This window comes from Rhodanobacter ginsengisoli (genome assembly GCF_042657065.1).
GTDB lineage: Bacteria > Pseudomonadota > Gammaproteobacteria > Xanthomonadales > Rhodanobacteraceae > Rhodanobacter > Rhodanobacter ginsengisoli.
On the sequence record NZ_JBHSNF010000002.1, the window covers coordinates 258,881 to 281,778 of the forward strand.

The following is a 22,898-nucleotide window of genomic DNA, read 5'->3' on the forward strand; positions in this document are numbered from 1 at the left end:
GCCACGCAAGGCGGCCGCCCCACACCCCGAGATTTCCCGCATGGATACCCGTGTCGACCAGACGCCCCTGCCGCTCCAGCCGCCCGATGTTCCACAAGTGAAGCCACCGCTGCATGCCGAAGGCACCGCCTATGGCGTACTCGGCGGCATCAGCTTCGCGCACATGCTCAACGACATGATCCAGTCGCTGATCCTGGCGATCTACCCGCTGCTGAAGAACAGCTTCCACCTGAGCTTCGCCCAGATCGGCCTGATCACGCTGACCTACCAGATCACCGCCTCGCTGCTGCAACCGCTGGTCGGCATGCTCACCGACCGCCGGCCGATGCCGTATTCGCTGCCGACCGGCATGGGCTTCACCCTGTGCGGCCTGTTGCTGCTGGCGGTGGCGCCGAATTTCGCGGTGCTGCTGCTGGCCGCCGCCCTGGTCGGCACCGGCTCGGCGGTGTTCCATCCGGAATCCTCGCGGGTGGCGCGGCTGGCCTCGGGCGGACGCCATGGGCTGGCGCAGTCGCTGTTCCAGGTCGGCGGAAACACCGGTTCCTCGCTGGGTCCGTTGCTGGCCGCCTGGATCATCGTGCCGCACGGTCGCGGCAGCGTGGCCTGGTTCTCGCTGGCGGCACTGCTGGCGATCGTGGTGCTGCTGCAGGTCGGGCGCTGGTATGGCCAGCATCATGTCGCGCGCAGCAAGACGGCCTCGCGCCACCTGGCGGTGGCCGCGCTGTCGCGACGCCAGATCATCGGCGCGCTGGCGATCCTGGGCCTGCTGATCTTCTCGAAGTATTTCTACCTGGCCAGCCTCAGCAGCTATTACACCTTCTACCTGATCCACAAGTTCGGCGTGTCGGTGCAGAGCGCGCAGGTGCACCTGTTCGCGTTCCTGTTCGCGGTGGCCGCCGGCTCGCTGATCGGCGGCCCGGTCGGCGACCGCATCGGCCGCAAGTGGGTGATCTGGGCGTCGATCCTGGGTGTGGCGCCGTTCACCCTGCTGCTGCCCCACGCCAGCCTGATGTGGACCGGCGTGCTGACGGTGATCATCGGCCTGATCCTGGCCTCGGCGTTCTCGGCGATCCTGGTCTACGCACAGGAACTGATCCCCGGCCGCGTCGGCATGATCTCCGGCCTGTTCTTCGGCTTCGCCTTCGGCATGGGCGGCATCGGCGCGGCCATCCTCGGCAGCCTCGCCGATGCCCACGGCATCGAATACGTCTACCGGCTGTGCGCGTACCTGCCGCTGATGGGACTGATCACGGTGTTCCTGCCGAATCTGGAGCGACCGCTGAAGGCGTGAATCGCTCCGTCGAAGCGCATGCCGCCCACGGCATCACCACCGACGGCTTGCATCCCGGCACGACCTTCTCCCCCGGGCGACGCCGGGGGAGAATACCGGCCGATCACTCGATCTCGTCGGAGCCTTCGTTGACGCCTTCGAACAGGAAGGTCGACAGGTAGCGCTCGCCGGTGTCGGGCAGCATCGCCAGCAGCACCGAGCCTTCCGGCGCATCCCTGGCCACCTTCAGCGCGGCGGCCAGCGTGGCACCGGCCGAAATACCCACGAAGATGCCCTCCTGCTGCGCCAGGGCGCGCGAGGTGTCGCGCGCCAGCACGTCGTCGACCAGCACGATTTCGCTGACCACGTCGCGGTTGAGCACCTTCGGCACGAAGTCCGGGTTCCAGCCCTGGATCTTGTGCGGCTGCCATTCCTTGCCGGAAAGCAGCGCGGCACCTTCCGGTTCGGTGGCGATCACCTTCACTTCCGGACGCGCCACCTTCAGCACCTCGCCGACCCCGGTGAGCGTGCCGCCTGTGCCCCAGCCGCTGACGAAATAGTCCAGCCGCTTGCCGGCGAAGTCGCGCAGGATCTCCGGCGCGGTGGTGTTGCGGTGGTAGGCCGGATTGGCCTCGTTCTCGAACTGGCGGGCGAGGAACCAGCCGTGCTTCTTCGCCAGTTCCTCCGCCTTCACCACCATGCCGCTGCCGCGGGCGGCCGCCGGGGTCAGCAGCACCTTGCCGCCGTAGGCACGGATCAGCTTGCGCCGCTCGACCGAGAACGTCTCGCTCATCACCGCCACGAACTTGTAGCCACGCGCGGCGCACACCGCGGCCAGCGCCACCCCGGTATTGCCGGAGGTGGCCTCGATCACGGTCTGCCCCGGCTTGAGCACGCCACGCTTCTCGGCATCCAGGATGATCGCCAGGGCCAGCCGGTCCTTGACCGAGCCGGCCGGGTTGAACGCTTCCACCTTCACGTAGATCGTCGTGTGCTTCGGCGCCAGCCGGTGCAACTTCACCACCGGGGTATTGCCGATGGTGTCGAGAATGCTGTCGTAGATCATGGTTCACTCCTGGAAGCCGGAAGAAAAACAGCGTCGGCGATGATGCGCCCACGCAGGTAAAACTATCGTCAGCCGCGATGGATCGCCGCCAGCATATCGGCCCGCACCGGCACCGCGGCCACCGCGCGGCGGTCGCCGGCGGCATCGCGGATATCGTGCACGGTCGCACCCAGCGGCGGCGCGCCGAACCAGCCCAGCGTGGAAGCCAGCGCGGCCACCTCGCCCAGGATCAGCAGCGCCGGCGAACGCACCGCATGCACCAGCGCCCGTTCGGCGAGGTTGCCCAGCGTGCCGGTCACCACGCGCTGCTCCGGGCGCGAGCCGTTCTCGATCAGCGCAAACGGGGTCGAGGCGGCGCGACCGTGCTCGAGCAGCCGCGCCTGCAGCACGCCCAGCTCGGCCACGCCCATGTACACCGCCAGGGTCTGCCGCTCCTGCGCCAGCGCGGCCCAGTCCAGGGTGTCGCGCGAGGACTGGCAATGCGCGGTGACGAAACGCACCGACTGCGCGTGATCGCGATGGGTCAGCGGCACGCCGGCATAGGCGGCGCAGGCGACCGCGGCGGTGATGCCCGGCACCACTTCATACGGGATGGCATGCGCGCGCAGGAACTCCAGCTCCTCGCCGCCGCGGCCGAACACGAACGGGTCGCCGCCCTTCAGCCGCACCACCCGCCTGCCGGCCCGGGCGTGCTGCAGCAGCAGGGCGTGGATCCCGTCCTGGGTGGTGTGATGCTGGCCGGCCTGCTTGCCCACCTCGATGCGCTCGGCATCGCGCCGCGCCAGCTCGAGCACGCCGGCGCCGACCAGGCGGTCATGCAGGATCACGTCGGCCTCGTTCAGCGCGCGCAGCGCGCGCAGGGTCAGCAACCCCGGATCGCCGGGCCCGGCGCCGACCAGCACTACCGATCCGCTGGAGCCGGTGGCCGCGGCGGCCAGCGCCTGTTCGGCCGCCGCCCGCGCCGCGTCGGGCCGACCCTGCCGCAGCAACGCGGCGACCGGCCCGGAAAACAGGCTTTCGTAGAAACCGCGCCGTGCCGCCATGTCGGGGAAGCGCGCACGGATGCGCTTACGCAGCCCGGCGGCCAGCGTGGCCAGTGCGCCCAGCGAGTGATCCAGCAAGGTCTCCAGCCGCTCGCGCAGCAGCCGCGCCAGCATCGGCGCGTCGCCGCCGCTGGAGATCGCGATGGTCAGCGGTGCACGGTCGATCACCGCCGGCACGTGAAAACTGGACAGCTCGGCATCGTCGACCACGTTGACGAAGATCCGCTGCAGTCCGGCCAGCGTGGCCACCAGCCGGTTCGTCTCGCGATCGGAGGTGGCCGCCACCACCAGCCAGACCCGTTCGAGCCAGTCGCCCCGGAACGCCTCGCGGCGTTGGGCGATGCGCCCTTCCTTCACCCACCGCTGCAACTGCGGCGTCAGCTCGGGCGCATTCACCGTCACCTGTGCCTGCGCGCCCAGCAGCGCGGCGATCTTGCGCTCGGCCACGGCACCACCGCCCACCACCAGCACGGCGCGATGCGACAGGTCGACAAACAACGGGTAGAGCTTCATGACGCGGTCCTGCTTCGCTTGCGGAATCGATTCCCCGACACGCTACGAGGCGTCCGCAGACCGGACAAATGATTTATGCCGCCGCACTTATGCCGCCCGGGCATGACGGCGGGAAATCCGCTGAAATATTTGACATATGAGCGGATTGGCCGTATAGACGTCCAATCATGCCATGCAATGAAACCCGCCACCGGACCACCCCGGGCCATCCGCAAAGCTTCCCCTGCATCACCCCGACCCGTGCCATGCGATGTATCCGTATTTCGTTCGCACATCAATCCATCGACCACGACCGACCACGGATCACCCGACATGACGCTTGCCCAGTTGCGCTACCTGATCGCCATCGCCGACTCCGGCCTCAACATCACGCTGGCTGCCGAACGCGTGCATGCGACCCAGCCCGGGCTGAGCAAGCAACTGCGCCAGCTTGAGGACGAACTGGGCTTCCAGTTGTTCGTACGCAAGGGCAAGAGCCTCGATGCGGTGACCCACGCCGGCCAGCAGGTGATCGAACGCAGCCGCATCATCCTCGCCGAGGCGGCCAACATCCGCTCGATCGCCGCGAACCTGCGCAACGAGGCCTGCGGCGAGTTGCGCATCGCCACCACCCACACCCAGGCCCGCTTCGCCCTGCCCGCCGCGATCGCCGCGCTCAGCACCAGCTATCCGCAGGTCAGCGTGCACCTGCAGCCTACCCGCGACGCCGAAGTGCTGGCCCGGCTGGAGGCCGGCCAGGTCGACCTGGCGATCATCAGCAGCGCCGGGGCGCCACCGCCGTCCGGGATTGCGTTTCCCGCGTACCGCTGGCAACGGGTGATCGTCACCCCGCACGGACACCCGCTGGCCGTGCGCGACCAGCCGCCCAGCCTGGCCGAACTGGCCGCGCTGCCGCTGGTCAGCTACGAGTCGTCGCTGAAATCCGAATCGTCCCTGCGCCGTGCGTTCGAGGCGGTCGGGCTGACCCCGCAGATCGCGATGACCGCGGGTGATGCCGACCTGATCAAGACCTACGTGCGCGCCGGCCTCGGCGTCGGCGTACTGGCCGAAATGGCGATGCAGGAAGGCGATGCCGACCTGCATGCGCTGTCCGCCACGCACCTGTTCCCCCCATGCACCACCTGGATCGTGTTGCGCCGCGACAGCGTGCTGCGCGAATACATGCTGGAGTTCATCCACCAGTTCGCGCCGCACCTGGATCGGCGCGACGTCGCCCGCAGCGTCGCCAACGACGCCTCACAGGTGCACTGGCCGCGCGCACCGCAATGGCATGAACGCCAGGGCATGCCTGCGGCAGCGTGAGACCGGGAACGCGCCACGGGCCGACGCCCCACGTTGCGCGCGACCGGCAGCAACGCAATGGCACTCGTTGCGGTCGGGCCTGAGCTTCTGCGCAACATTTCAAGGCCCGAAGCCCGGCGCCCGGGCAGCCGGACAACGCCGGCCGGGAGCCGCGACGTTGCGCCGGCGGGTCAGTCGTTCGGCATGCCGCCGGCCCGGCTGATCCACAGTGCGCCCAGCGTGCCGACGGCACCGGAGAGCAAGTACAGGCCCACGTAGCCCACGCCCAGATAGACCGACAGCGACAGCGCCACCAGCGGCGCAAAGCCCGCACCGAGCAGCCAGCCCAGATCCGAGGTGATCAGTGCACCGGTATAGCGGTAGTAGCTGAGGAAGCTCGAGTTCACCGCGCCGGCGGCCTGGGCGTGCGAGAAACCGAGCAGCGCGAAACCGACGATGATGAACAGATAGCCCTCGGCGGTACCGCCGGCCAGCATGACGGGGGTCCAGCCGCTGTAGATGGCGATCAGCACGCCGCATACGGCCAGCGTCATGCGGCGGCCGTAACGATCGGCAATGCGCCCGGACAGGAACATGCACGGAACCGCGACCGCGGCACCGACGATCTGCACCAGCAGGAAGCTGGCCGGCGACTGTCTGGTGAACAACAGCGCCCAGGACAGCGCGAAAATGGTGACCAGGTGAAACAGTGCGTAGCTGGCCAGCGGTGCAAACGCGCCCAGCGCGATGGCCCGGCCCTGCGTGCGCACCAGCTCGCCCACCGGCGAGGGCTCCAGCTCGCGCAGCTTGAGCATCGTCGAATATTCGGGTGTCACCACCAGCCGCAGCCGGGCGAACAGGGCCACCACGTTGATGGCGAACGCCACGAAGAACGGATAGCGCCAGCCCCATGCGAAGAATTCGCTCGGCGTCAGGCTCAGCAGCAGGTAGGCGAACAGGCCGGCGACGAGCATGAAGCCGATCGGCGCGCCGAGCTGGGGAATCATCGCGTACCAGCCACGGCGGTTGCGCGGCGCGTTGAGCGCCAGCAGCGAGGCCAGACCATCCCAGCTGCCGCCGATGGCAAAACCCTGGCCGAAACGCAGCAGCGCCAACGCCCCGATAGCCACGATGCCGAGCGAGTCGTACCCGGGCAGGAAGGCGATGCCGGCCGTGGTCATGCCGAGCAGGAACAGCGCGACGGTCAGCTTGGTTCCACGCCCGAACTCCCGCTGCAGCATCAGGAAGAACAGCGAACCCAGCGGTCGCCCGATGAAGGCCAGCGCGAAGATCGCGAAAGAGTAGAAGATGCCGCTCAGCTGGCTGGCGAAGGGAAAGAACACCTTCGGAAAGACCAGCACGCAACCCAGGCCGAACACGAAGAAATCAAAGAACTCGGAAATGCGTCCGATCACCACGCCGATGGAGATATCCCCCGGCGTGACGTCATGCGCATGAACTTGCACTGCCGCTGAAGGCGCTGTGCCGGGCGACTGATCGGCTGGCTGGGCGTAACTGGTCGACATGATGCTTCCGTAGGGGGCGAACTGGCCTTGCGGCATATCGGGGGAGGATGAAGCGCCTTGCGTGGGCCGGATGGGGTCGTCGATGCGACAAGAGCGACCTCACGCGTACCCTATAAGGATGCACCTGCTTCAGCGAATCGGCCAGTGGACGATTTGACGCATGTCATGGTGACGGGCAGAGGCATATGATAACGCGCTCCTCTCCATCCCCCCGCTTGCTCATGTCCGTAAAACGCCTACGAGGCCTGCTCCTGGTTCCGCCGGCACTCATGCTCGGTGGCTGCAATCTGGTGCTGCTGCATCCTGCCGGCGACGTAGCGCGCCAGCAGAGCGACCTGATGATCGCCTCGGTGATCCTCATGGCCCTCATCATCGTGCCGGTGCTCATTGCCGTCGGCGTCATCGCCTGGCGCTATCGCGCGTCGAACGAGAGCGCCGAATACGACCCCGAGTGGGACCACTCCACCCAGCTCGAACTGGTGGTCTGGGCCGCGCCACTGTTGATCATCATCGTGCTCGGCGCGATGACCTGGATCGGCACCCACCAGCTCGACCCCTATCGCTCGCTCACGCGCATCCATGCCGGACGCCCCGTGGCCGCCGACACCCGACCGCTGGAAGTCGAGGTGGTATCGCTGAACTGGAAATGGCTGTTCTTCTATCCGCAATACGGTATCGCCACGGTCAACGAGCTGGCTGCCCCGGTGGATATGCCGATCCACTTCAATCTCACCTCGACCGAGACGATGAATTCGTTCTTCATCCCGTCGCTGGCCGGACAGGTCTACAGCATGCCCGGCATGCAGACCGTGCTGAACGCGGTCATCAACAAGCCGGGCGATTTCGACGGTTTTTCGTCCAACTACAGCGGCCACGGCTTCACCGACATGCGCTTCCGTTTCCACGGCATGAGCCCGCAGGACTTCAGCCAGTGGGTCGCCAGGGTCCGGGCGGATGGCACCGATCTGGATACCCCTGCGTTCGATCGACTGAATCAGCCGAGCCGGGCCGAACCGGTGCACTACTACGCCCGCTTCGACGCGGACCTCTACCATCGCATCCTCAACCAGTGCGTGGACCCGGGGCAGATGTGCATGGACAAGATGATGGCCATGGACGCCCACAGTGACCCTGCCGCACCCGGCAACTCCGCCGACGACGCCATGTCCGGTGACTCATCGATGACGGCGCCCGCGCACGACGCGGCGACGCACTGATCCGTACTTTCGAGGTTCAAACCATGCCTGACCGTCCCGCCATCTGGAATTTCCTGCTTGGGCGCCTGTCGCTGAGCTCGCTGCCGCTCCACAACACGATCGTGGTCTGGACCTTCGTGGCCGTGGTCCTGGGGGGAGGCGCGCTGCTGGGTGCCGTCACCTACTTCCGCAAATGGAGTTACCTGTGGCACGAATGGTTCACCAGCGTTGACCACAAGAAACTCGGCGTCATGTACATGGTGCTCGGCACCGTGATGCTGTTCCGCGGTTTTGCCGACGCGATGATGATGCGTTCGCAACAGGCGATCGCGTTCGGCAGCAACATGGGCTACCTGCCGCCCCACCACTACGACCAGATCTTCACCGCGCATGGCGCGATCATGATCTTCTTCGTGGCGATGGCCTACATCGTGGGGTTGATGAACTTCGTGGTGCCGCTGCAGATCGGCGCGCGCGACGTGGCGTTCCCGTTCCTCAACAACTTCAGCTTCTGGCTGACCGCATCCGGCGTGGTGCTGTTCATGACCTCGCTGTTCGTCGGCGACTTCTCCAACGCCGGCTGGCTGGGCATGCCGCCGGTCTCCGAGCTCCAGCAGAGCCCCGGGCCTGGCGTCGACTACTACATCTGGGGCCTGCAGCTATCCGGCCTGGGCACCCTGCTTACCGGCATCAACTTCGTCGTCACCATCATCAAGATGCGTGCCCCCGGCATGTCATTGATGAAGATGCCGATGTTCACCTGGACGTCGCTGTGCACCAGCGGCCTGATCGTGGTGTCGTTTCCGATCCTCACCGCCACGCTGTTGCTGCTGTCGCTGGACCGCTACATCGGAACCCACTTCTTCACCATCGGGCTCGGCGGCAACCTGATGATGTACGTCAATCTGATCTGGGTCTGGGGACACCCCGAGGTGTACATCCTGATCCTGCCGATGTTCGGCGTGTATTCGGAGATCGTCCCGACGTTCTCCGGGAAACGACTGTTCGGCTATTCGTCCATGGTGTACGCCACCGCGTCGATCATGCTGCTGTCCTACCTGGTATGGCTGCACCACTTCTTCACCATGGGCTCGGGCGCGGATGTCAATTCGTTCTTCGCGCTGACCACGATGATGATCTCGATCCCCACGGGCGTGAAGATCTTCAACTGGCTGTTCACGATGTACCGCGGGCGCGTGCAGCTCACCGTGCCGATGCTGTGGACGATGGGCTTCCTGTTCACCTTCACCATCGGCGGCATGACCGGCGTGATGCTGGCGGTGGCGCCGGCGGATTTCCTGCTGCACAACAGCCTGTTCCTGGTGGCGCACTTCCACAACGTGATCATCGGCGGCGTGGTGTTCGGCGTGTTCGCCGCCATCAACTACTGGTTCCCCAAGGCATTCGGATTCCGGCTCGACGAGTTCTGGGGCAAGCTCAGCTTCTGGTTCTGGCAGATCGGTTTCTGGGTGGCCTTCGGCCCGCTGTACGTGCTCGGTCTGATGGGCGTCACCCGCCGCCTCAGCCACTTCACCGATCCAAGCCTGCAGATCTGGTTCATCATCGCGGCATTCGGTGCGTTCCTGATCCTGCTCGGCATCCTCGCGTTCGTGGTGCAGATCTACGTGAGCATCCGCCGGCGCGACGAGCTGGCCGTGGGCAACGACCCGTGGGGCGGCCGCACCCTGGAGTGGTCCACTTCCTCGCCACCGCCACCGTACAACTTCGCCTTCATCCCGCGGGTGCACGATCGCGACGCCTGGACCGACATGAAGAAGCACGGTTACCAGCGCCCGCTGGAGGGCTTCAACGACATCCATATGCCGAGAAATACCGGCGCGGGCATCCTGCTTGCCGCGCTGGGCACGATCTTCGGTTTTGCCATGGTCTGGTACATCTGGTGGCTGGCGGCCGTTTCGTTCGTCGCGCTGATTGCCTGTGCCATCGCGCACACCTTCAACTACGACCGCGACACCCACCTCTCCGCTCGGGAAGTGGGCCGCTTCGAACAACACACCGGCAACTGGGAGCCGAAGGCACAGGGCGCAACCGCATGAATACCATCGCCGTCGACAATGCCCCCTCCGAACCGTGGGTCTTCCTGTCCCGCGAGGAAGCGCATCCGCACAACGGGACCCTGCTCGGGTTCTGGCTTTACCTGATGAGCGACTGCTTCATCTTTGCGGCGCTTTTTGCCTGCAACGCGGTGCTCGGCACCAGCTACGCCGGCGGCCCGAGCGCGCACGACGTGTTCGATCTGCCCGGCCTGGCCGTGAACACGGCCCTGCTGCTGGTCTCGTCGGTCACCTTCGGCTTTGCCATGCTGGAAATGGCGCGCCAGCGCAAACGCGCCATGCTCGGCTGGCTGGCGGTTTCCGGCCTGCTGGCAGCGTGCTTCGTGGGACTGGAAATCCACGAGTTCATGACGATGATCGGCGATGGCGCGGGCCCCGGGCGCAGCGCGTTCCTGTCCTCGTTCTTCACCCTGGTCGGCACGCACGGCCTGCACGTCACGGTCGGCGTGCTCTGGTTGATCGTGCTGATGGTCCAGCTGGGCAAGCACGGCCTCACCGAGGCCAACCGGCGGCGCCTGCTCTGCCTGAGCATGTTCTGGCATTTTCTCGACCTGGTCTGGGTCGGCGTCTTCAGCTACGTCTATCTGGTGGGAGTGCTTCGATGAGTCATCCATCCCAATCCGCGCTCGATCACGGCACGTCGCAGCATGGCGACCACGATGCCGGGCAATCCCATCACGGCAGCCTGCGCGGCTACCTGACCGGCTTCGTGCTCGCCGCCATCCTGACCATCATTCCTTTCTGGCTGGTGATGGGTCATGTGATCCATGGCACCCAGGCCACCGTCCTCATCGTGCTCGGGCTGGCTGCGGTGCAGATCGTGGTCCACATGATCTACTTCCTGCACCTGGACACCCGGTCGGAGAGCGGCTGGAACATGCTGGCGTTTATCTTCACGATCGTTCTGGTGGTGATCGTGCTGGGCGCCTCGGTGTGGGTCATGTACAACGAAAACGCGAACATGATGCCGATGTCGCCGCAATACAAGCATCACAAACTGGGCTCATGAGCCGCGCCTCGCGCAGCGTTCCGGGACCTGGCCGGACGCCGCGCGGCCCGCTTGCGCTGACCGCCTGGGCGCTGCTGGCGGCGGTGCTGTTCAGCGGTTTCATCCTGCTGGGCAACTGGCAGGTCCGCCGCCTCCACTGGAAACTCGGTCTCATCCGCGACGTCGCCACGCGCGTGCACGCACCACCGGTGGCCGCGCCCGGCCCCGCGCAATGGCCGCAGATAGCCGGCGGCCAGCAGCAATACCTGCATGTGCGTCTGCAGGGCCGGTTCCTCGAGGGTGAGCAGACGCTGGTGCACGGCACCAGCGAGCTGGGCTACGGGTTCTGGGTCATCGCCCCGCTGCGCACGGATCGCGGCTTCATCGTGCTGGTCAATCGTGGCTATATCCCGGCCACCCTGCCCGGCACTCCCGCCTACGCGAAGCTGGCGCCGCCGGCCGGCGAAGCGCGCTTGACCGGACTGCTGCGTTTCTCCGAACCGGGGGGAGGCTTCCTGCGTACCAATCGGCCTGCCGCCCATCAATGGTATTCGCGCGATGTGTCCGCCATGGCCTCGGCACGCGGCCTGCCAACGGCCCGGGTCGCCCCCTACTTCGTCGATGCCGATGCCGGCGCGCCCGGCCCTTCCGGCCGTACCACCTGGCCCCGTGCCGGCCTGACCGTGACCCGTTTTTCCAACAACCACCTCGCCTACCTGATCACCTGGTATCTGCTGGCTCTGGGGGTACTCGTCGCCGCGCTGCTGGTCGGCCGTGAGGAGTGGCGGTTGCGGCGAGCCTCGTCGGGCCGATGAGAGGCTCCGACCCGATCATCGGCAAGGCGAGCAACAAACCGTACCGCTTCACTCAGCTGAGTAGCGATCCCACGCTGACGACATTCCAGGCCCGGATGCTGGCGGCGGACCTCGATATCAAAACGAACTTCTGATTCCTTCAATCGTTTGCAGCCAGGCCCTCGACCGATCGCCATCCGATCGTTCACCGAGGACCGGGCGTCATATCCACCGAGTTGAAAAGGGAGCCGGCGCGCCATCCTCCTGCCGCGGCGATGCCGTCGAGCCGGGCCGAGTGAGGTACTCCGCGCCGGCGTCGGCAAGCGCCTACACGTCCATGCGCTGATCGCCACTTAAGTACATGCGCGCATGTGTTGCATCCTGACCCTGCCCCGCGAGTCAGGCCCAGACTGCCCTCTGTCAGCGCGGACCGATGACCGGGGCGACTTTCTTCCATGGTTCTTCACATGATCGCCTACACCGTCAAGCAGAACCCAAGCGGGCTGTGGAGCGTTTCCAGCATGGGCACCACAATCGCGGACGACCTGCCGCTCGACCACGCCATCAGGCATGCGCGGGACGCTGCTCGCGCAGAGCACCTGGCATCCGGCCTCGCCACGCAAGTGGAAATGCACGGCACCGATGCCATCGTGCCGCTGGCCAGTTACCAGAAGCTTCAGGACCACTGGACGGGTGCCACCGCGTGAGGAAGAGCACGCACGAGCGAATCAACTTGCGCGATCGGCTGAGCCGTGCGCACTGGTGCGGCTGCTTCAGCTGCAGCGAACCGGAGCTGATCGAGGCGATACGGGCGACCCACAGCACCGAGGTGGGCGTGGTCGGGCTGTATCTCGCCACCCGGTACGCGCTGGAAACCTTCGAGGCTTCGGACGCGGCCTGAATCGCCACGAACGGCCCCTCAAGACACGCTTTCCTGGCCGAAACGATCCGCGATGAAACCTCGGCGCACGGGGATCGGAGCCGCTTGCCGCGGCCACCCTCCCCCGGCAGCAAGGGTATTTGCCGGTCGGTGTCACAAAAACCTGCCGCGACCCGGTTCCATAAACCCGTGTATTCAGCCTAGGATGGTGCCTACGCAGGTTTCTTCCGGTTCGCGAGACAACAGCCTATGCAAGGTCCACCCAGATCGCACTCATCTGCTTCAGATGCGTCTGGCGATCTCGTGGATGAAGCGCTCCGGGCATCGGAAAGCCGCTACCGCCGACTTTTCGAGACGGCCCGCGACGGAATCCTGCTGCTCGACGCCGATACCGCCCGGATCGAGGACGTCAACCCGCAGCTGGTCGACATGCTGGGCTATTCGCAGGGGGAGTGGCTGGGAAAGGAGCTGTGGGAAGCGGGGCCCTTCGCCGATCGGGCCGAGAGCAGGGAAATGCTTGCGGCGCTGAAGGCCAACGGATTCGCCCGCTACGAAGGCCTTCCGCTCACGACCCGGAGCGGGGCCCGGATCGAGGTCGAACTCGTCAGCAGCAGCTACGACTGCGACGGTATCCGGGTCATCCAGTGCAATATCCGGGACATCACCGAACGCAGCGACACGGAACAATTCCTGCAGGACAGCGAGAGCCGGTACAAGCGACTGATCGAGAACTCCCCGGACATCGTCTACCGATTTTCCAGCCAGCGGGGAGGCATCTATTATTCCTCCAGGGTCACCTCGATCCTGGGCTATTCGGTGGAGCACCTGCTTGCCCATCCGACGCTGTGGAATGCATCGATCCACCCTGACGACGCCGCCACGGTCGCGCTGGCCGTCCAGGCCTACCGGACCGGCACCCCCTTCCGGGTCGAATACCGCATCCGGGACGCCCACGGGAACTGGCGCTGGTTTTACGACCGGGCCATCGGCAGCCAATGGGAAGAAGGGGATTTCATCGTCGAAGGCCTGGCGATGGACATCACCGAGCGCCGGCTGGCGCAGAGCCGCCTCGCCTATCTCACTCGGGTGCATGCCGTGCTCAGCGGCATCAACACCCTGATCGTGCGGGTGAGCGATCGCGACGAGCTGTTCCGTGAATCGTGCCGGGTCGCGGTCGAGGCGGCCGGATTCCGCATGGCGATGCTGGCCGTGATCGATCCCGAAACCGGCAAGGTCGTTCCGGTGGCCTCGGCCGGCAAGAGCGAGGATCTGATGCACGACATCCGGACGACCCTGGCGTCCGACCAGGTCGCCTCGACCACCATGGTGGCGCGGGCGATCCGCGAGAAGAAGCCGATAGTCTCGAACAATTCACTGGAAGACCCGCGGCTCAGCCAGGGCGACAAATACGCCCAGGCGGGGGTGCGCTCGCTGGTCGTGCTGCCGCTGCTGGTGGCGGGCCACGCGCATGGCGTGCTGGCGCTGTATGCCACCGAGAGCGACTTCTTTCATCGGGAAGAGTTGAACCTGCTGCAGGAACTGGCGGCCAACGTCGCCTTTGCCATCGATCACGTCGACAAGCAGGAACGGCTCAACTACCTCGCCTACTACGACGTGCTCACCGGGCTGGCCAACCGCAGCCTGTTCCTGGAGCGGCTGGCGCAGTACACGCGCAGCGCCACGAGCGGCAGGCACCGGCTTGCCATCGGCCTGATCGATCTGGAGCGGTTCAAGAACATCAACGACAGTCTCGGTCGCGCGGCCGGCGATACGTTGCTGAAGCAAGTGGCGGAATGGCTCACGCGCAACATCGGAGACGCCAGCCTGCTGGCCCGTATCGATGCGGATCATTTTGCGATGTTGATGCCGGAAGTCCGCCAGCAAGGCGAGCTGATGCGGCGTGTCGAAGACACCATCGAGGCGTTCCAGAACAACCCGTTCCGCCTCGACGACGCGGTGTTCCGGATCACCGCGAAGGTGGGCGTGGCCCTGTTTCCGCATGACGGGGCCAGTGCCGACATCCTGTTCAGGAACGCCGAGGCCGCACTGAAGCAGGCCAAGGCCAGCGGCGATCGTTATCTGTTCTACACCAGGCAGATGACGGCGAGCGTGGCCAGCAAACTGTCGCTGGAAAACCAGTTGCGCCACGCGCTCGACCACGGGCAGTTCGTGCTGCACTACCAGCCCAAGGTGAACCTCGTCAGCGGCAAGATCACCAGCGTGGAAGCACTGATCCGCTGGAACGATCCGCATACCGGGCTGATGCTGCCCGACCAGTTCATCCCGGTGCTGGAGGAAACCGGATTGATCAACGAGGTCGGGCGCTGGGCGCTGCACCAGGCCGCCCAGGACTACCTGCGCTGGCTCGGCAACGGGCTGGCTGCCGTACGTGTCGCGGTGAACGTGTCGCCGCTGCAATTGCGTCATCGGGGCTTCATCACCGAGATTGCCCAGGTGGTCGCCGGCGACCCCCGGCTGGCGGCCGGGCTGGAACTGGAGATCACCGAAAGCCTGATCATGGCGGACGTCAGGCACAGCATCCTCAGCCTGCAGGCGGTCCGCGCCATGGGCGTCAGCATCGCCATCGACGATTTCGGTACCGGCTTCTCCTCGCTCAGCTACCTGGCCCGACTGCCGCTGGATGCGCTGAAGATCGATCGCTCGTTCGTCATCGACATGACCACCAGCCAGCAGGGGCTGTCGCTGGTCGCCACCATCATCAATCTGGCGCATTCGCTCAAGCTCACGGTCGTCGCCGAGGGCGTCGAGAGCGAGGAGCAGTTGCGCCTGCTGCGCCTGCTCGGCTGCGACGAGATGCAGGGTTACCTGTTCAGTCGGGCGTTGCCCAGCGAGGAGTTCGAGACGAAGTTTCTTGCGGCGGATGCCGGCGGAAGGATCTCCCCGACGGCGGCGGACAGCTGAGTCGAGGGCACGCAGGAACTGGCTCCCGATGGCACCGGCCTCGCGCTCGCCCCCCTTGCCGGAACGGGTTCGATGGAATGTGCCGATTCGTCGTTGCGGACGATCGATGTTGCCCGAAGCGTCCGGGTCCATGGGACAGGGCCTGACGGGGCGACTCAAATGGTCATAGGGTTCTCTGACCCGGCTCCGCGGTCGACATGCCCGTTTCCCCCGCTGCCTGCGTTCGCAGTGCGGATGGCGAGGAAGGCCTCGATCTCCATCGCCGGCATGGGCCGGCTGAAGTAATAGCCCTGCGCTTCGTTGCAGCCCTGCTCGCGCAGGAACTCGAGTTGCTCGGCCGTCTCCACCCCTTCGGCAATGGTCCGCAAGCCCAGGCTTCGGGACATGCTGGTGATCGCCGCCACGATCGCCCGGTCCTCACTGTCGGCGCCGATGTCCTGGATGAAGGACTTGTCGATCTTGAGCTTGTACACCCGGAATTTCTTCAGGTAGTTCAGCGACGAATAGCCGGTGCCGAAATCGTCGATCGACATGCGGATGCCCCGCCCGTGCAGCGCATTCATCACCGCGATGGCGCCTTCGGGGTCATGCATCGCGACACTCTCGGTCAATTCCAGCTCGAGCAGCTCGGCCGGCAGACTCGCCTCGTCCAGGATGCCGCTGATCAGATCGGGCAGGCTGCGATGACGAAACTGCACGGCGGAAAGGTTGACCGCCATGACCATCGGCGGAAAGCCCCGGTCAAGCCAGTGCTTGAGCTGGGTGACGGCGGTTCGTATCACCCACTCGCCGATCGGCAGGATCAGGCCGCAATCCTCGGCCACTGGAATGAATTCCGCCGGGAATATCTCACCGAGCTCGGGATGATCCCAGCGCAACAACGCTTCCAGCCCGACGATTTCGCCATCGCAGATGGAATACTGCGGTTGGTAATACAGTTGCAGTTGATCCTGCTCCAACGCCCGATGCAATGCATTGACCAGCTGCATGTGGCGACTCGCTCTCGCCTGCATCTCCGCGGTAAAGAACCGATAGCTGTTGCGGCCATCCGCCTTGGCGCGATACATCGCCGTATCCGCACTCCTGGACAGCGTCTCGAGGTTCTCGCCGTCATGCGGGTAGATGGCGATGCCGATCGAAGCGGTCACGATGAGGGCATATTGCTCGACCTGGTAAGGCTGGGAGATCGCCTCGAGCAATTTCTCCACGATGGTCGCCGCTCCCTGGGCATCGGTGTCAGGCAGTATCAGGATGAACTCGTCCCCACCCAGACGCGACGCCGTATCCGACTCGCGCAACACTCTCTTCAGCCGCGCACCCACCTCGATCAGGAAGGCATCCCCCACGCTGTGCCCCAGCGTATCGTTGATGTCCTTGAACCGATCCAGGTCAATGAAGATCACCGCCAGGTTGCCGTTGGTACGTTTGACCAGGCTGATCGCGTACTGCAAGTGGTCGGCCAGCAGGTTGCGATTCGGCAGCCCGGTGAGCGCGTCGAAATTGGCCAGGTACTGGATCCGCTCTTCGGAGTATTTGCGCTCGGTGATGTCCCGGCTGATGCCCAGCAGGGAAACGATCTCCCCCTGCGCATCGCGCATCGGGGCCGCATGGGTTTCGAGCCAGCGCCGCGTGCCCTTGCACCCGACGATTTCAAACTCGAGTATCGCGCTCTCGCCCTTCATCACACGCCCGTGCAACGCCATGAAAGGCTCACGGTGCTCGGGCAACAGGAATGAATGCAGGCTGCGCCGTCTCGCCTCCTCGATGGAGTCCACCTCGAGCATGGCCAGGCCCGCGGCATTCATGTCCAGCAGCCTGCCGTCCCGGTTGACCACCTTCACGCACTCCGGCTCGGTCTCGATGATCGTGCGCAGGCGCAACTCGCTCATGCGCAGCTTCTCCTCGCTGAGCTTGCGGTCGGCTTCGCTGGCAAAGCGATCCAGCGCAAAGCTGATGTCCATCGCCATCTCGATCAGCAGGTCCTGCGCCGGCTTGTCGAAGGCATCGCACACCTCCGAATAGACCACCAGTGCGCCGACCGGCAGCCCTTTTTGATTGAGGGGAAGCGATGCCATCGCGTGCCAGCCATGCCTGGCGGCGCTATCGCGCCAGGGCGCCGTGCTCGGATCGTGCTGAAAATCCTGGCACCAGTACGGGCGATTCTCACGCAGGGACGAGCCCAGCGGCCCGTGGCTGCGGGAGTCGTCACCGCGCAAGGGCATCTCGAACGCGTCCAGGTAGTCGCCCTGCTCACCAGACGAGGCAACCGGGCGCATCACTCCCGTGCTTTCGTCGATCATGCCGATCCATGCCATCCGCATGCCGCCAAACTCCACCACGTCACGGCATATCTGCGGATACAACTCGGCCTCGCTGGAACAGCGTACGATCGCCTGGTTGCACTGGCTGAGCGCCGCGTACAGGCGGGTCATGCGCTGCAGTGCCTCTTCCGCCTGCTTGCGTCGGGTGATGTCGACCATGGTGCCAAGCAGGACATCGGCACCCTTGCCTTCATCACGGACCAGCTCGGCCTGTGCGTGCACCCAGATCACGCCGCCATCCGGGCGAGCGATGCGATGAATCAGATCGAACTTGCCCAGGCCCAGGATTGCCCGCTCCAGCCCGCTCCTGACCAGTTCCAGATCATCCGGATGAACCACCCGGGCAATCATGTCGGGGCCCATGAATTCCGTTTCGCGAACGAGGCCGTAGATGCGATAGGCCTCGTCCGAGCAATAGATCGCGTCGGTCTTCAGGTTCCATTCGATGAAGCCGATGTGAGCCACCTGCTGCGCCTTGACCAGACGCTCATCCTTCTCCCGCAGCGCAACCTCTTCCCGTTGGCGACTGATCGCGATGGAAGCGAGGTGCAGCACGGACTCCATCAGCTGCGCATGTTCCGGGCCGGGCAAGGCCGGTTTCCGGTAATACATCGCGAAGGTGCCAAGCACGCGGCCGCCGCGATCCAGGATCGGGTGCGACCACGCGGCCACCAGGCCGAACCGCATCGCCACCGCCCGGTAACTGTCCCACAGGGGGTCGACGCGCAGGTCCTCCACATAGACCGCCTCGCGGCGAAATGCCGCCGTCCCGCAGGAGCCCGCAGCCGGCCCGATCGGCTGCCCGTCGACCGCTGCCACGAATTCCGCCGGCAGGCTCGGCGCAGCGCCATGGCGTACATGCACGCCGTCGTCATCCAGCAGCAACACCGAACCCAGCATGCCGGGCGACTGGCTCTCGATGGCCCGCACCAGCGTCGTCAGGATCAACGACAGGTCCGTGCCTGCCACCATCATCTCCAGGATATGGTTCCGGCGACGCAGCCAGATTTCCGCCTGCTTGCGCGCGGTGACGTCCTTGGCGATGCCGAGAACCTGACTCACCCGACCGGCCTGGTCCCGCGCAAAAGGTGTCTCGCGGCTGTTCAACCAGCGCCAGGCGCCATCGGCGTCGCGCATGCGATATTCGAGGTCGCGCGTCTCGTTGTCATCGGCCACTCGCCATGCCCGGTGATGGGCAACGATGGCCGGGCGGTCATCCGGATGGAACAAATTGATGACGTCGCTGCCGATCGCCTCGGTTTGCTCGGGTGAATAGCCGAAGGCGGTGGAGAAGTGCCGGTTGACATAGACATTGCGGCCCTCCGCCAGATCATGGATATAGACCGTACCCGGCTCCGTATCCAGGATGCGCTGGAGAAAATGCTCCTTTTCCTGCAACGCCAACCGGCTCTGCTGGCGCTCGGTGATATCGCGCACGCTGGCAAGAATGATCCGCCTGCCCTGCAACGTGAGCGGTTGCGCATGAACTTCGACCGATAGCCGCGCGCCGTCACGGCGCTGGTGGCTCGATTCGAAAATCGCCGTCGAGGCGAGCAGGTCGTTGAGCTTGCCCGGCACTTCGCCGCGGATCTCCGGCGCGGCCAGCTCGGCCACATTGATCTGCCTCAATTCCTCCTGGCTGTAGCCGTAGCACCTCGCTGCCGCGCGATTCGCATTGAGGATGCGACCGTCCGGATCGAGAACGAAAGTTGCATCGAGGCTCGCGTCGAGAACCGCCTGAAATTCAGCGCCCGGAAAATCCGTTGCCATTTCTTCCATCGGGTCTCCTCGTAATCCGTCAAACGCCGGGTTCGCTGAGTGCGGTACCGGTCCGGCCAGCTATTGCGTGAAATTCATTCGGATTTCGTGCGTTCAACGGGTAAGGATGAGCTTGCCGCTTGTCCGGTCCGTTCCGTCGGACCACTCGGCTGGTGGGGGTTGGTCGGCGGGAGGTTATTGCGGTTCGGCGTGTATCCAAGCTAGCAGCAGACTGGCATCGGTGTCTGTAACGGAAGCGTGATCGGCGCACGCCAATATATTCAGCCAGGGAAGATGGACCTGTCGAGAAGAACGACGGTATCGGGGGCTTTTTGAACAACACCGTGACTCGTCGGCAGCGGCTGGCGAGGGTCGCCATCATCAACTCTGGCGCATTCGCTCAAACCCCGGTCCAGACTTGGGGCCGGGGGCCCGAAATCGGGGGCGATCGCCCCTGTCGGGCAGCCGCGGGATGCATTTGCCCATGGCGGATACGGCGGGGAGCGTCTCCCCGATGGGGGACCGGCGAGTCGATGGCGCGAGGGGTTGGCCCGGGATCTCGATCACGGTGGTCGCGGAGCGCCGGAAGCCACGCCCGGGACGCCGCCACCCGCCCCGCTGTGGGCGCGGGATGGGCCCGCTCCCGCTTGTTTCCACCGACCTTCGGAAAAAGGAAACCCGCCGAAGCGGGTTCCATCCATCGATACCAGGGGGGTTAGGGACTGTGGCGCCTCACGGCGGCTTGGTTAGCTAAACAACGTTAAACCAGTACGCATTGACGCATTCCGGTCACATTTTGTACGTGATCTTCATCACACTCCGCGCATCGGACCTGCCTTTCGCCCGACCGCTGTCACAAGAATTTCGAATCGGGTGCCCCCCTCCCTTTGCGGGCCAACCGGTGCCTCATGCCGGCGGAACCGGCGACCGGCGCGCCGAGGGGATGTCCGCGGGCATGCGCGCGCGCGATCTCGCGTGGCACCGGCACGTCTTTTGCCGGTCCGGGACCGGTCGATGGTCTGCGATTGCACCGTATCGCCGGAACACCTAGGCTCGGGCTTCCGACAAGGGGAAAGTCCGATCATGCGTCCATTCCGTCCAGTCACGCTGTCCGCCGTCGTTGCCGCCGTCCTGCTCGCCGGTTGCTCGCCGCAGACCTCGGCGCCCGCGCCGTCAACGCCACCCGCCGCCGCGTCGACCGCCAGGGTCGCGGCCAGCGACCACCGCGCCGCGCTCGCATCGGCTGTCGACGGCTTCATCAACGGCTATTTCCAGCGCAACCCGGTGTTTGCCGCCAACGCCGGCAAGCACGCCTTCGACGGCCAGCTGCCCGACTACAGTCCGGACGGCCTGAAGGCCATGGCCGCCTGGCTGCACGCGCAACGCAACGCCTTCGCCGCGTTCACCGACGACCAGCTCGATGCGCAGGGTCGCTTCCAGCGCGACTACGTGCTGGCGGTGATCGACGGCCAACTGTTCTGGCTGGAGGATTCCGGCGCGCCGTACAGCAATCCCGCGTATTACACCGACGCCTTGTCACCGAGCATGTACGTGACCCGGCCGTATGCGCCGCTGGCCCAGCGCATGGCGGCCTTCGTCAGCTACGAGGAGGCGCTGCCCAGGGCACTGGCGCAGATCAAGGGCAATCTCAAGTTGCCGCTGCCGGCGTCGTACATCGATGTGGGGGTCAACTCGTTCGGCGGCTACGCCAGTTTCTTCAAGACCGACGTCCCCGGCATCTTCGCCAGCGTGAAGGACGACGCCCTGCAGGCACGCTTCAAGGCCAGCAACGCCGCCGCGATCAAGGCCGCCCGGGATCTGGCCGACTGGCTGAAGGCGCAGAAGCCGCACGCGACCCAGGCGTTCGCGCTGGGCGCGGAGAAATTCTCGAAGATGCTGCAGGCGACCGAACGGGTCGACCTGCCGCTGGACCGGCTCGAGGCGATCGGCGAGTCCGACCTGAAGCGGAACCTGGCGGCGCTGCAAGCCGCCTGCAACCAGTTCGCACCGGGCAAATCGCTCAAGGCATGCGTCGCCAAAGAGAGTGCCGACAAGCCGGCCGGCGGCGCGGTGGAAGGCGCACGCAAGCAGCTCGCCAGCCTGCGCCAGTTCATCGTCGACAAGGACCTGGTCAGCATTCCCGGCACCGAGCAGGCGAAGGCCGAACAGGCTCCGCCGTTCAACCGCTGGAACTTCGCCTACATCGAGATCCCCGGCCCGTACGAAAACAACCTGCCCTCGGTGTACTACATCGCCCCGCCCGATCCGAGCTGGAGCAAGGCCGACCAGGCCGCCTACGTGCCGGGCAAGGCCGCGCTGTTGTTCGTCTCCGCCCATGAAGTCTGGCCCGGCCACTTCCTGCAGTTCCTGCACGCCAACCGCGCACACTGGAAGTTCGGCCAGCTGTTCGTCGGCTACGCCTTCGCCGAAGGCTGGGCGCACTACACCGAGGAGATGATGTTCGATGCCGGCGTCGACGGCGCCACGCCGGAAGTCCACATCGGCCAGCTCACCAACGCCCTGCTCCGCGACGTGCGCTACCTCTCCGCCATCGGCCTGCACACCGGCGGCATGACCGTCGGCCAGTCCGAACAGATGTTCCGCGACGACGCGTTCCAGGATCCTGGCAATGCCCGCCAGCAGGCCGCCCGCGGCACCTACGATCCGGCCTACCTCAACTACACCCTGGGCAAGCTGATGATCATGCAGCTGCGCCAGGACTGGATCGCCGCGCATCCCGGGCCGAACGCACTGAAGGCGTTCCACGACCAGTTCCTCAGCTACGGCGGCCCGCCGATTCCGCTGGTGCGCCAGCAGATGCTGGGTGGAAAGGTGGAGGCCAAGCTGTGGACGCAAGGCGAAGCGGCGAACGCAGGCACGGCGGCGGCGAAGTAGTCCGCGGTTCGGTCGTCCGCATGCGGCAGGCATGCGGACGACGACTCCTCAGCGGAGAACCGTGATAACTCCCTGCCAGGTGCGTCATCCCCCCCAAAAGAGCTCAATTGGGGAACGCGGGGGCGTCCGATCCGTCGTACCGCGGCGAAACGATCCGTCCCGGCATCGGGCCATGGCCGGTACCTCACCGTCCACCGAACTTCTCGGGAATCGTCGCCGACACCTTTTCCAGGTCGCGGATGATCGGCGACGCAGATGAACGGCAGCCCTGCCGGTCGGCGGTACCGTGCCGCGGTCTTCACGCCTGCGGGCACACGGTGAGACCGGCTCAATCCTTGGAGAGCCCGCGGAGCAACCGCATGATGAGCCC

At 65.5% G+C, this 22,898-nt stretch carries 15 protein-coding genes; 11 read left to right on the forward strand and 4 right to left on the reverse strand.

The genetic code is table 11. From position 1 onward, the window contains the following. Window positions 1-40: 40 nt before the first annotated feature. The gene (locus ACFPPA_RS10410) at window positions 41-1,291 is read left to right on the forward strand and encodes an MFS transporter (RefSeq protein WP_377319700.1); all 1,251 of its coding nucleotides are present in this window, start codon (window positions 41-43) and stop codon (window positions 1,289-1,291) included. A gap of 103 nt (window positions 1,292-1,394) precedes the next feature. Here ACFPPA_RS10410 and cysK read toward each other — a convergent pair whose 3' ends face one another. Beyond that, the gene (cysK, locus tag ACFPPA_RS10415) at window positions 1,395-2,336 is read right to left on the reverse strand and encodes a cysteine synthase A (protein ID WP_377319701.1); all 942 of its coding nucleotides are present in this window, start codon (window positions 2,334-2,336) and stop codon (window positions 1,395-1,397) included. A 68-nt stretch (window positions 2,337-2,404) separates the two neighbouring features. Next, entirely contained in the window at window positions 2,405-3,892 is a 1,488-nt protein-coding gene (gene cysG, locus ACFPPA_RS10420) for a siroheme synthase CysG (RefSeq protein ID WP_377319702.1), read from the reverse strand. Between the two features lie 312 nt (window positions 3,893-4,204). Between cysG and ACFPPA_RS10425 the strand changes: the two genes are divergently transcribed. After that, window positions 4,205-5,194, forward strand: a complete 990-nt coding sequence (locus tag ACFPPA_RS10425; RefSeq protein WP_377319703.1) for a LysR substrate-binding domain-containing protein — start codon at window positions 4,205-4,207, stop codon at window positions 5,192-5,194. Between the two features lie 170 nt (window positions 5,195-5,364). Here ACFPPA_RS10425 and ACFPPA_RS10430 read toward each other — a convergent pair whose 3' ends face one another. Continuing rightward, window positions 5,365-6,699 carry an MFS transporter gene (locus tag ACFPPA_RS10430; protein ID WP_377319704.1) on the reverse strand — a complete coding sequence of 445 codons (1,335 nt, stop codon included), beginning with the start codon at window positions 6,697-6,699 and terminating at the stop codon, window positions 5,365-5,367. A gap of 221 nt (window positions 6,700-6,920) precedes the next feature. Between ACFPPA_RS10430 and cyoA the strand changes: the two genes are divergently transcribed. From cyoA to ACFPPA_RS10470, 8 genes are all read left to right on the forward strand, one after another. Further along, complete coding sequence (cyoA, locus tag ACFPPA_RS10435) at window positions 6,921-7,916, forward strand: ubiquinol oxidase subunit II (RefSeq protein ID WP_377319705.1); 996 nt, start codon at window positions 6,921-6,923, stop codon at window positions 7,914-7,916. Between the two features lie 53 nt (window positions 7,917-7,969). Continuing rightward, window positions 7,970-9,952: a cytochrome o ubiquinol oxidase subunit I gene (gene cyoB, locus ACFPPA_RS10440; protein ID WP_377320677.1), complete on the forward strand. Its 1,983-nt coding sequence runs from the start codon at window positions 7,970-7,972 to the stop codon at window positions 9,950-9,952. Next, window positions 9,949-10,575: a cytochrome o ubiquinol oxidase subunit III gene (gene cyoC / locus ACFPPA_RS10445; RefSeq protein WP_377319706.1), complete on the forward strand. Its 627-nt coding sequence runs from the start codon at window positions 9,949-9,951 to the stop codon at window positions 10,573-10,575. Before cyoB ends, cyoC begins: the two co-directional genes overlap by 4 nt. After that, window positions 10,572-10,979, forward strand: coding sequence for a cytochrome o ubiquinol oxidase subunit IV (cyoD, locus tag ACFPPA_RS10450; protein WP_377319707.1), 408 nt, complete (start codon window positions 10,572-10,574; stop codon window positions 10,977-10,979). The genes cyoC and cyoD overlap by 4 nt, the downstream gene beginning before the upstream one ends. Then, on the forward strand, window positions 10,976-11,773 hold the full coding sequence (locus tag ACFPPA_RS10455) for an SURF1 family protein (RefSeq protein ID WP_377319708.1): 798 nt from the start codon (window positions 10,976-10,978) through the stop codon (window positions 11,771-11,773). The genes cyoD and ACFPPA_RS10455 overlap by 4 nt, the downstream gene beginning before the upstream one ends. Before the next feature lie 446 nt (window positions 11,774-12,219). After that, complete coding sequence (locus ACFPPA_RS10460) at window positions 12,220-12,459, forward strand: hypothetical protein (protein WP_377319709.1); 240 nt, start codon at window positions 12,220-12,222, stop codon at window positions 12,457-12,459. Then, window positions 12,456-12,653, forward strand: a complete 198-nt coding sequence (locus ACFPPA_RS10465; RefSeq protein WP_377319710.1) for a DUF3606 domain-containing protein — start codon at window positions 12,456-12,458, stop codon at window positions 12,651-12,653. Before ACFPPA_RS10460 ends, ACFPPA_RS10465 begins: the two co-directional genes overlap by 4 nt. Window positions 12,654-12,935: 282 nt before the next feature. Then, entirely contained in the window at window positions 12,936-15,554 is a 2,619-nt protein-coding gene (locus tag ACFPPA_RS10470; RefSeq protein WP_377319711.1) for a sensor domain-containing protein, read from the forward strand. 155 nt (window positions 15,555-15,709) lie between these two features. On the opposite strand, the gene ACFPPA_RS10475 is transcribed toward ACFPPA_RS10470, so the two are convergent. Continuing rightward, window positions 15,710-19,654: an EAL domain-containing protein gene (locus tag ACFPPA_RS10475; protein ID WP_377319712.1), complete on the reverse strand. Its 3,945-nt coding sequence runs from the start codon at window positions 19,652-19,654 to the stop codon at window positions 15,710-15,712. Window positions 19,655-20,716: 1,062 nt separating this feature from the next. On the opposite strand from ACFPPA_RS10475, the gene ACFPPA_RS10480 reads away from it, so the two are divergent. Next, window positions 20,717-22,528, forward strand: coding sequence for a DUF885 domain-containing protein (locus ACFPPA_RS10480; protein ID WP_377319713.1), 1,812 nt, complete (start codon window positions 20,717-20,719; stop codon window positions 22,526-22,528). Window positions 22,529-22,898 lie beyond the last annotated feature (370 nt).

What these genes read in the sequence shown, in the direction of transcription:
- ACFPPA_RS10410 (WP_377319700.1), top strand. Translation starts at nt 41, where the DNA reads ATGGATACCCGTGTCGACCAGACGCCCCTGCCGCTCCAGCCGCCCGAT.
- cysK (WP_377319701.1), bottom strand. Translation starts at nt 2,336, where the DNA reads ATGATCTACGACAGCATTCTCGACACCATCGGCAATACCCCGGTGGTG.
- cysG (WP_377319702.1), bottom strand. Translation starts at nt 3,892, where the DNA reads ATGAAGCTCTACCCGTTGTTTGTCGACCTGTCGCATCGCGCCGTGCTG.
- ACFPPA_RS10425 (WP_377319703.1), top strand. Translation starts at nt 4,205, where the DNA reads ATGACGCTTGCCCAGTTGCGCTACCTGATCGCCATCGCCGACTCCGGC.
- ACFPPA_RS10430 (WP_377319704.1), bottom strand. Translation starts at nt 6,699, where the DNA reads ATGTCGACCAGTTACGCCCAGCCAGCCGATCAGTCGCCCGGCACAGCG.
- cyoA (WP_377319705.1), top strand. Translation starts at nt 6,921, where the DNA reads ATGTCCGTAAAACGCCTACGAGGCCTGCTCCTGGTTCCGCCGGCACTC.
- cyoC (WP_377319706.1), top strand. Translation starts at nt 9,949, where the DNA reads ATGAATACCATCGCCGTCGACAATGCCCCCTCCGAACCGTGGGTCTTC.
- cyoD (WP_377319707.1), top strand. Translation starts at nt 10,572, where the DNA reads ATGAGTCATCCATCCCAATCCGCGCTCGATCACGGCACGTCGCAGCAT.
- ACFPPA_RS10455 (WP_377319708.1), top strand. Translation starts at nt 10,976, where the DNA reads ATGAGCCGCGCCTCGCGCAGCGTTCCGGGACCTGGCCGGACGCCGCGC.
- ACFPPA_RS10460 (WP_377319709.1), top strand. Translation starts at nt 12,220, where the DNA reads ATGATCGCCTACACCGTCAAGCAGAACCCAAGCGGGCTGTGGAGCGTT.
- ACFPPA_RS10475 (WP_377319712.1), bottom strand. Translation starts at nt 19,654, where the DNA reads ATGGAAGAAATGGCAACGGATTTTCCGGGCGCTGAATTTCAGGCGGTT.
- ACFPPA_RS10480 (WP_377319713.1), top strand. Translation starts at nt 20,717, where the DNA reads ATGCGTCCATTCCGTCCAGTCACGCTGTCCGCCGTCGTTGCCGCCGTC.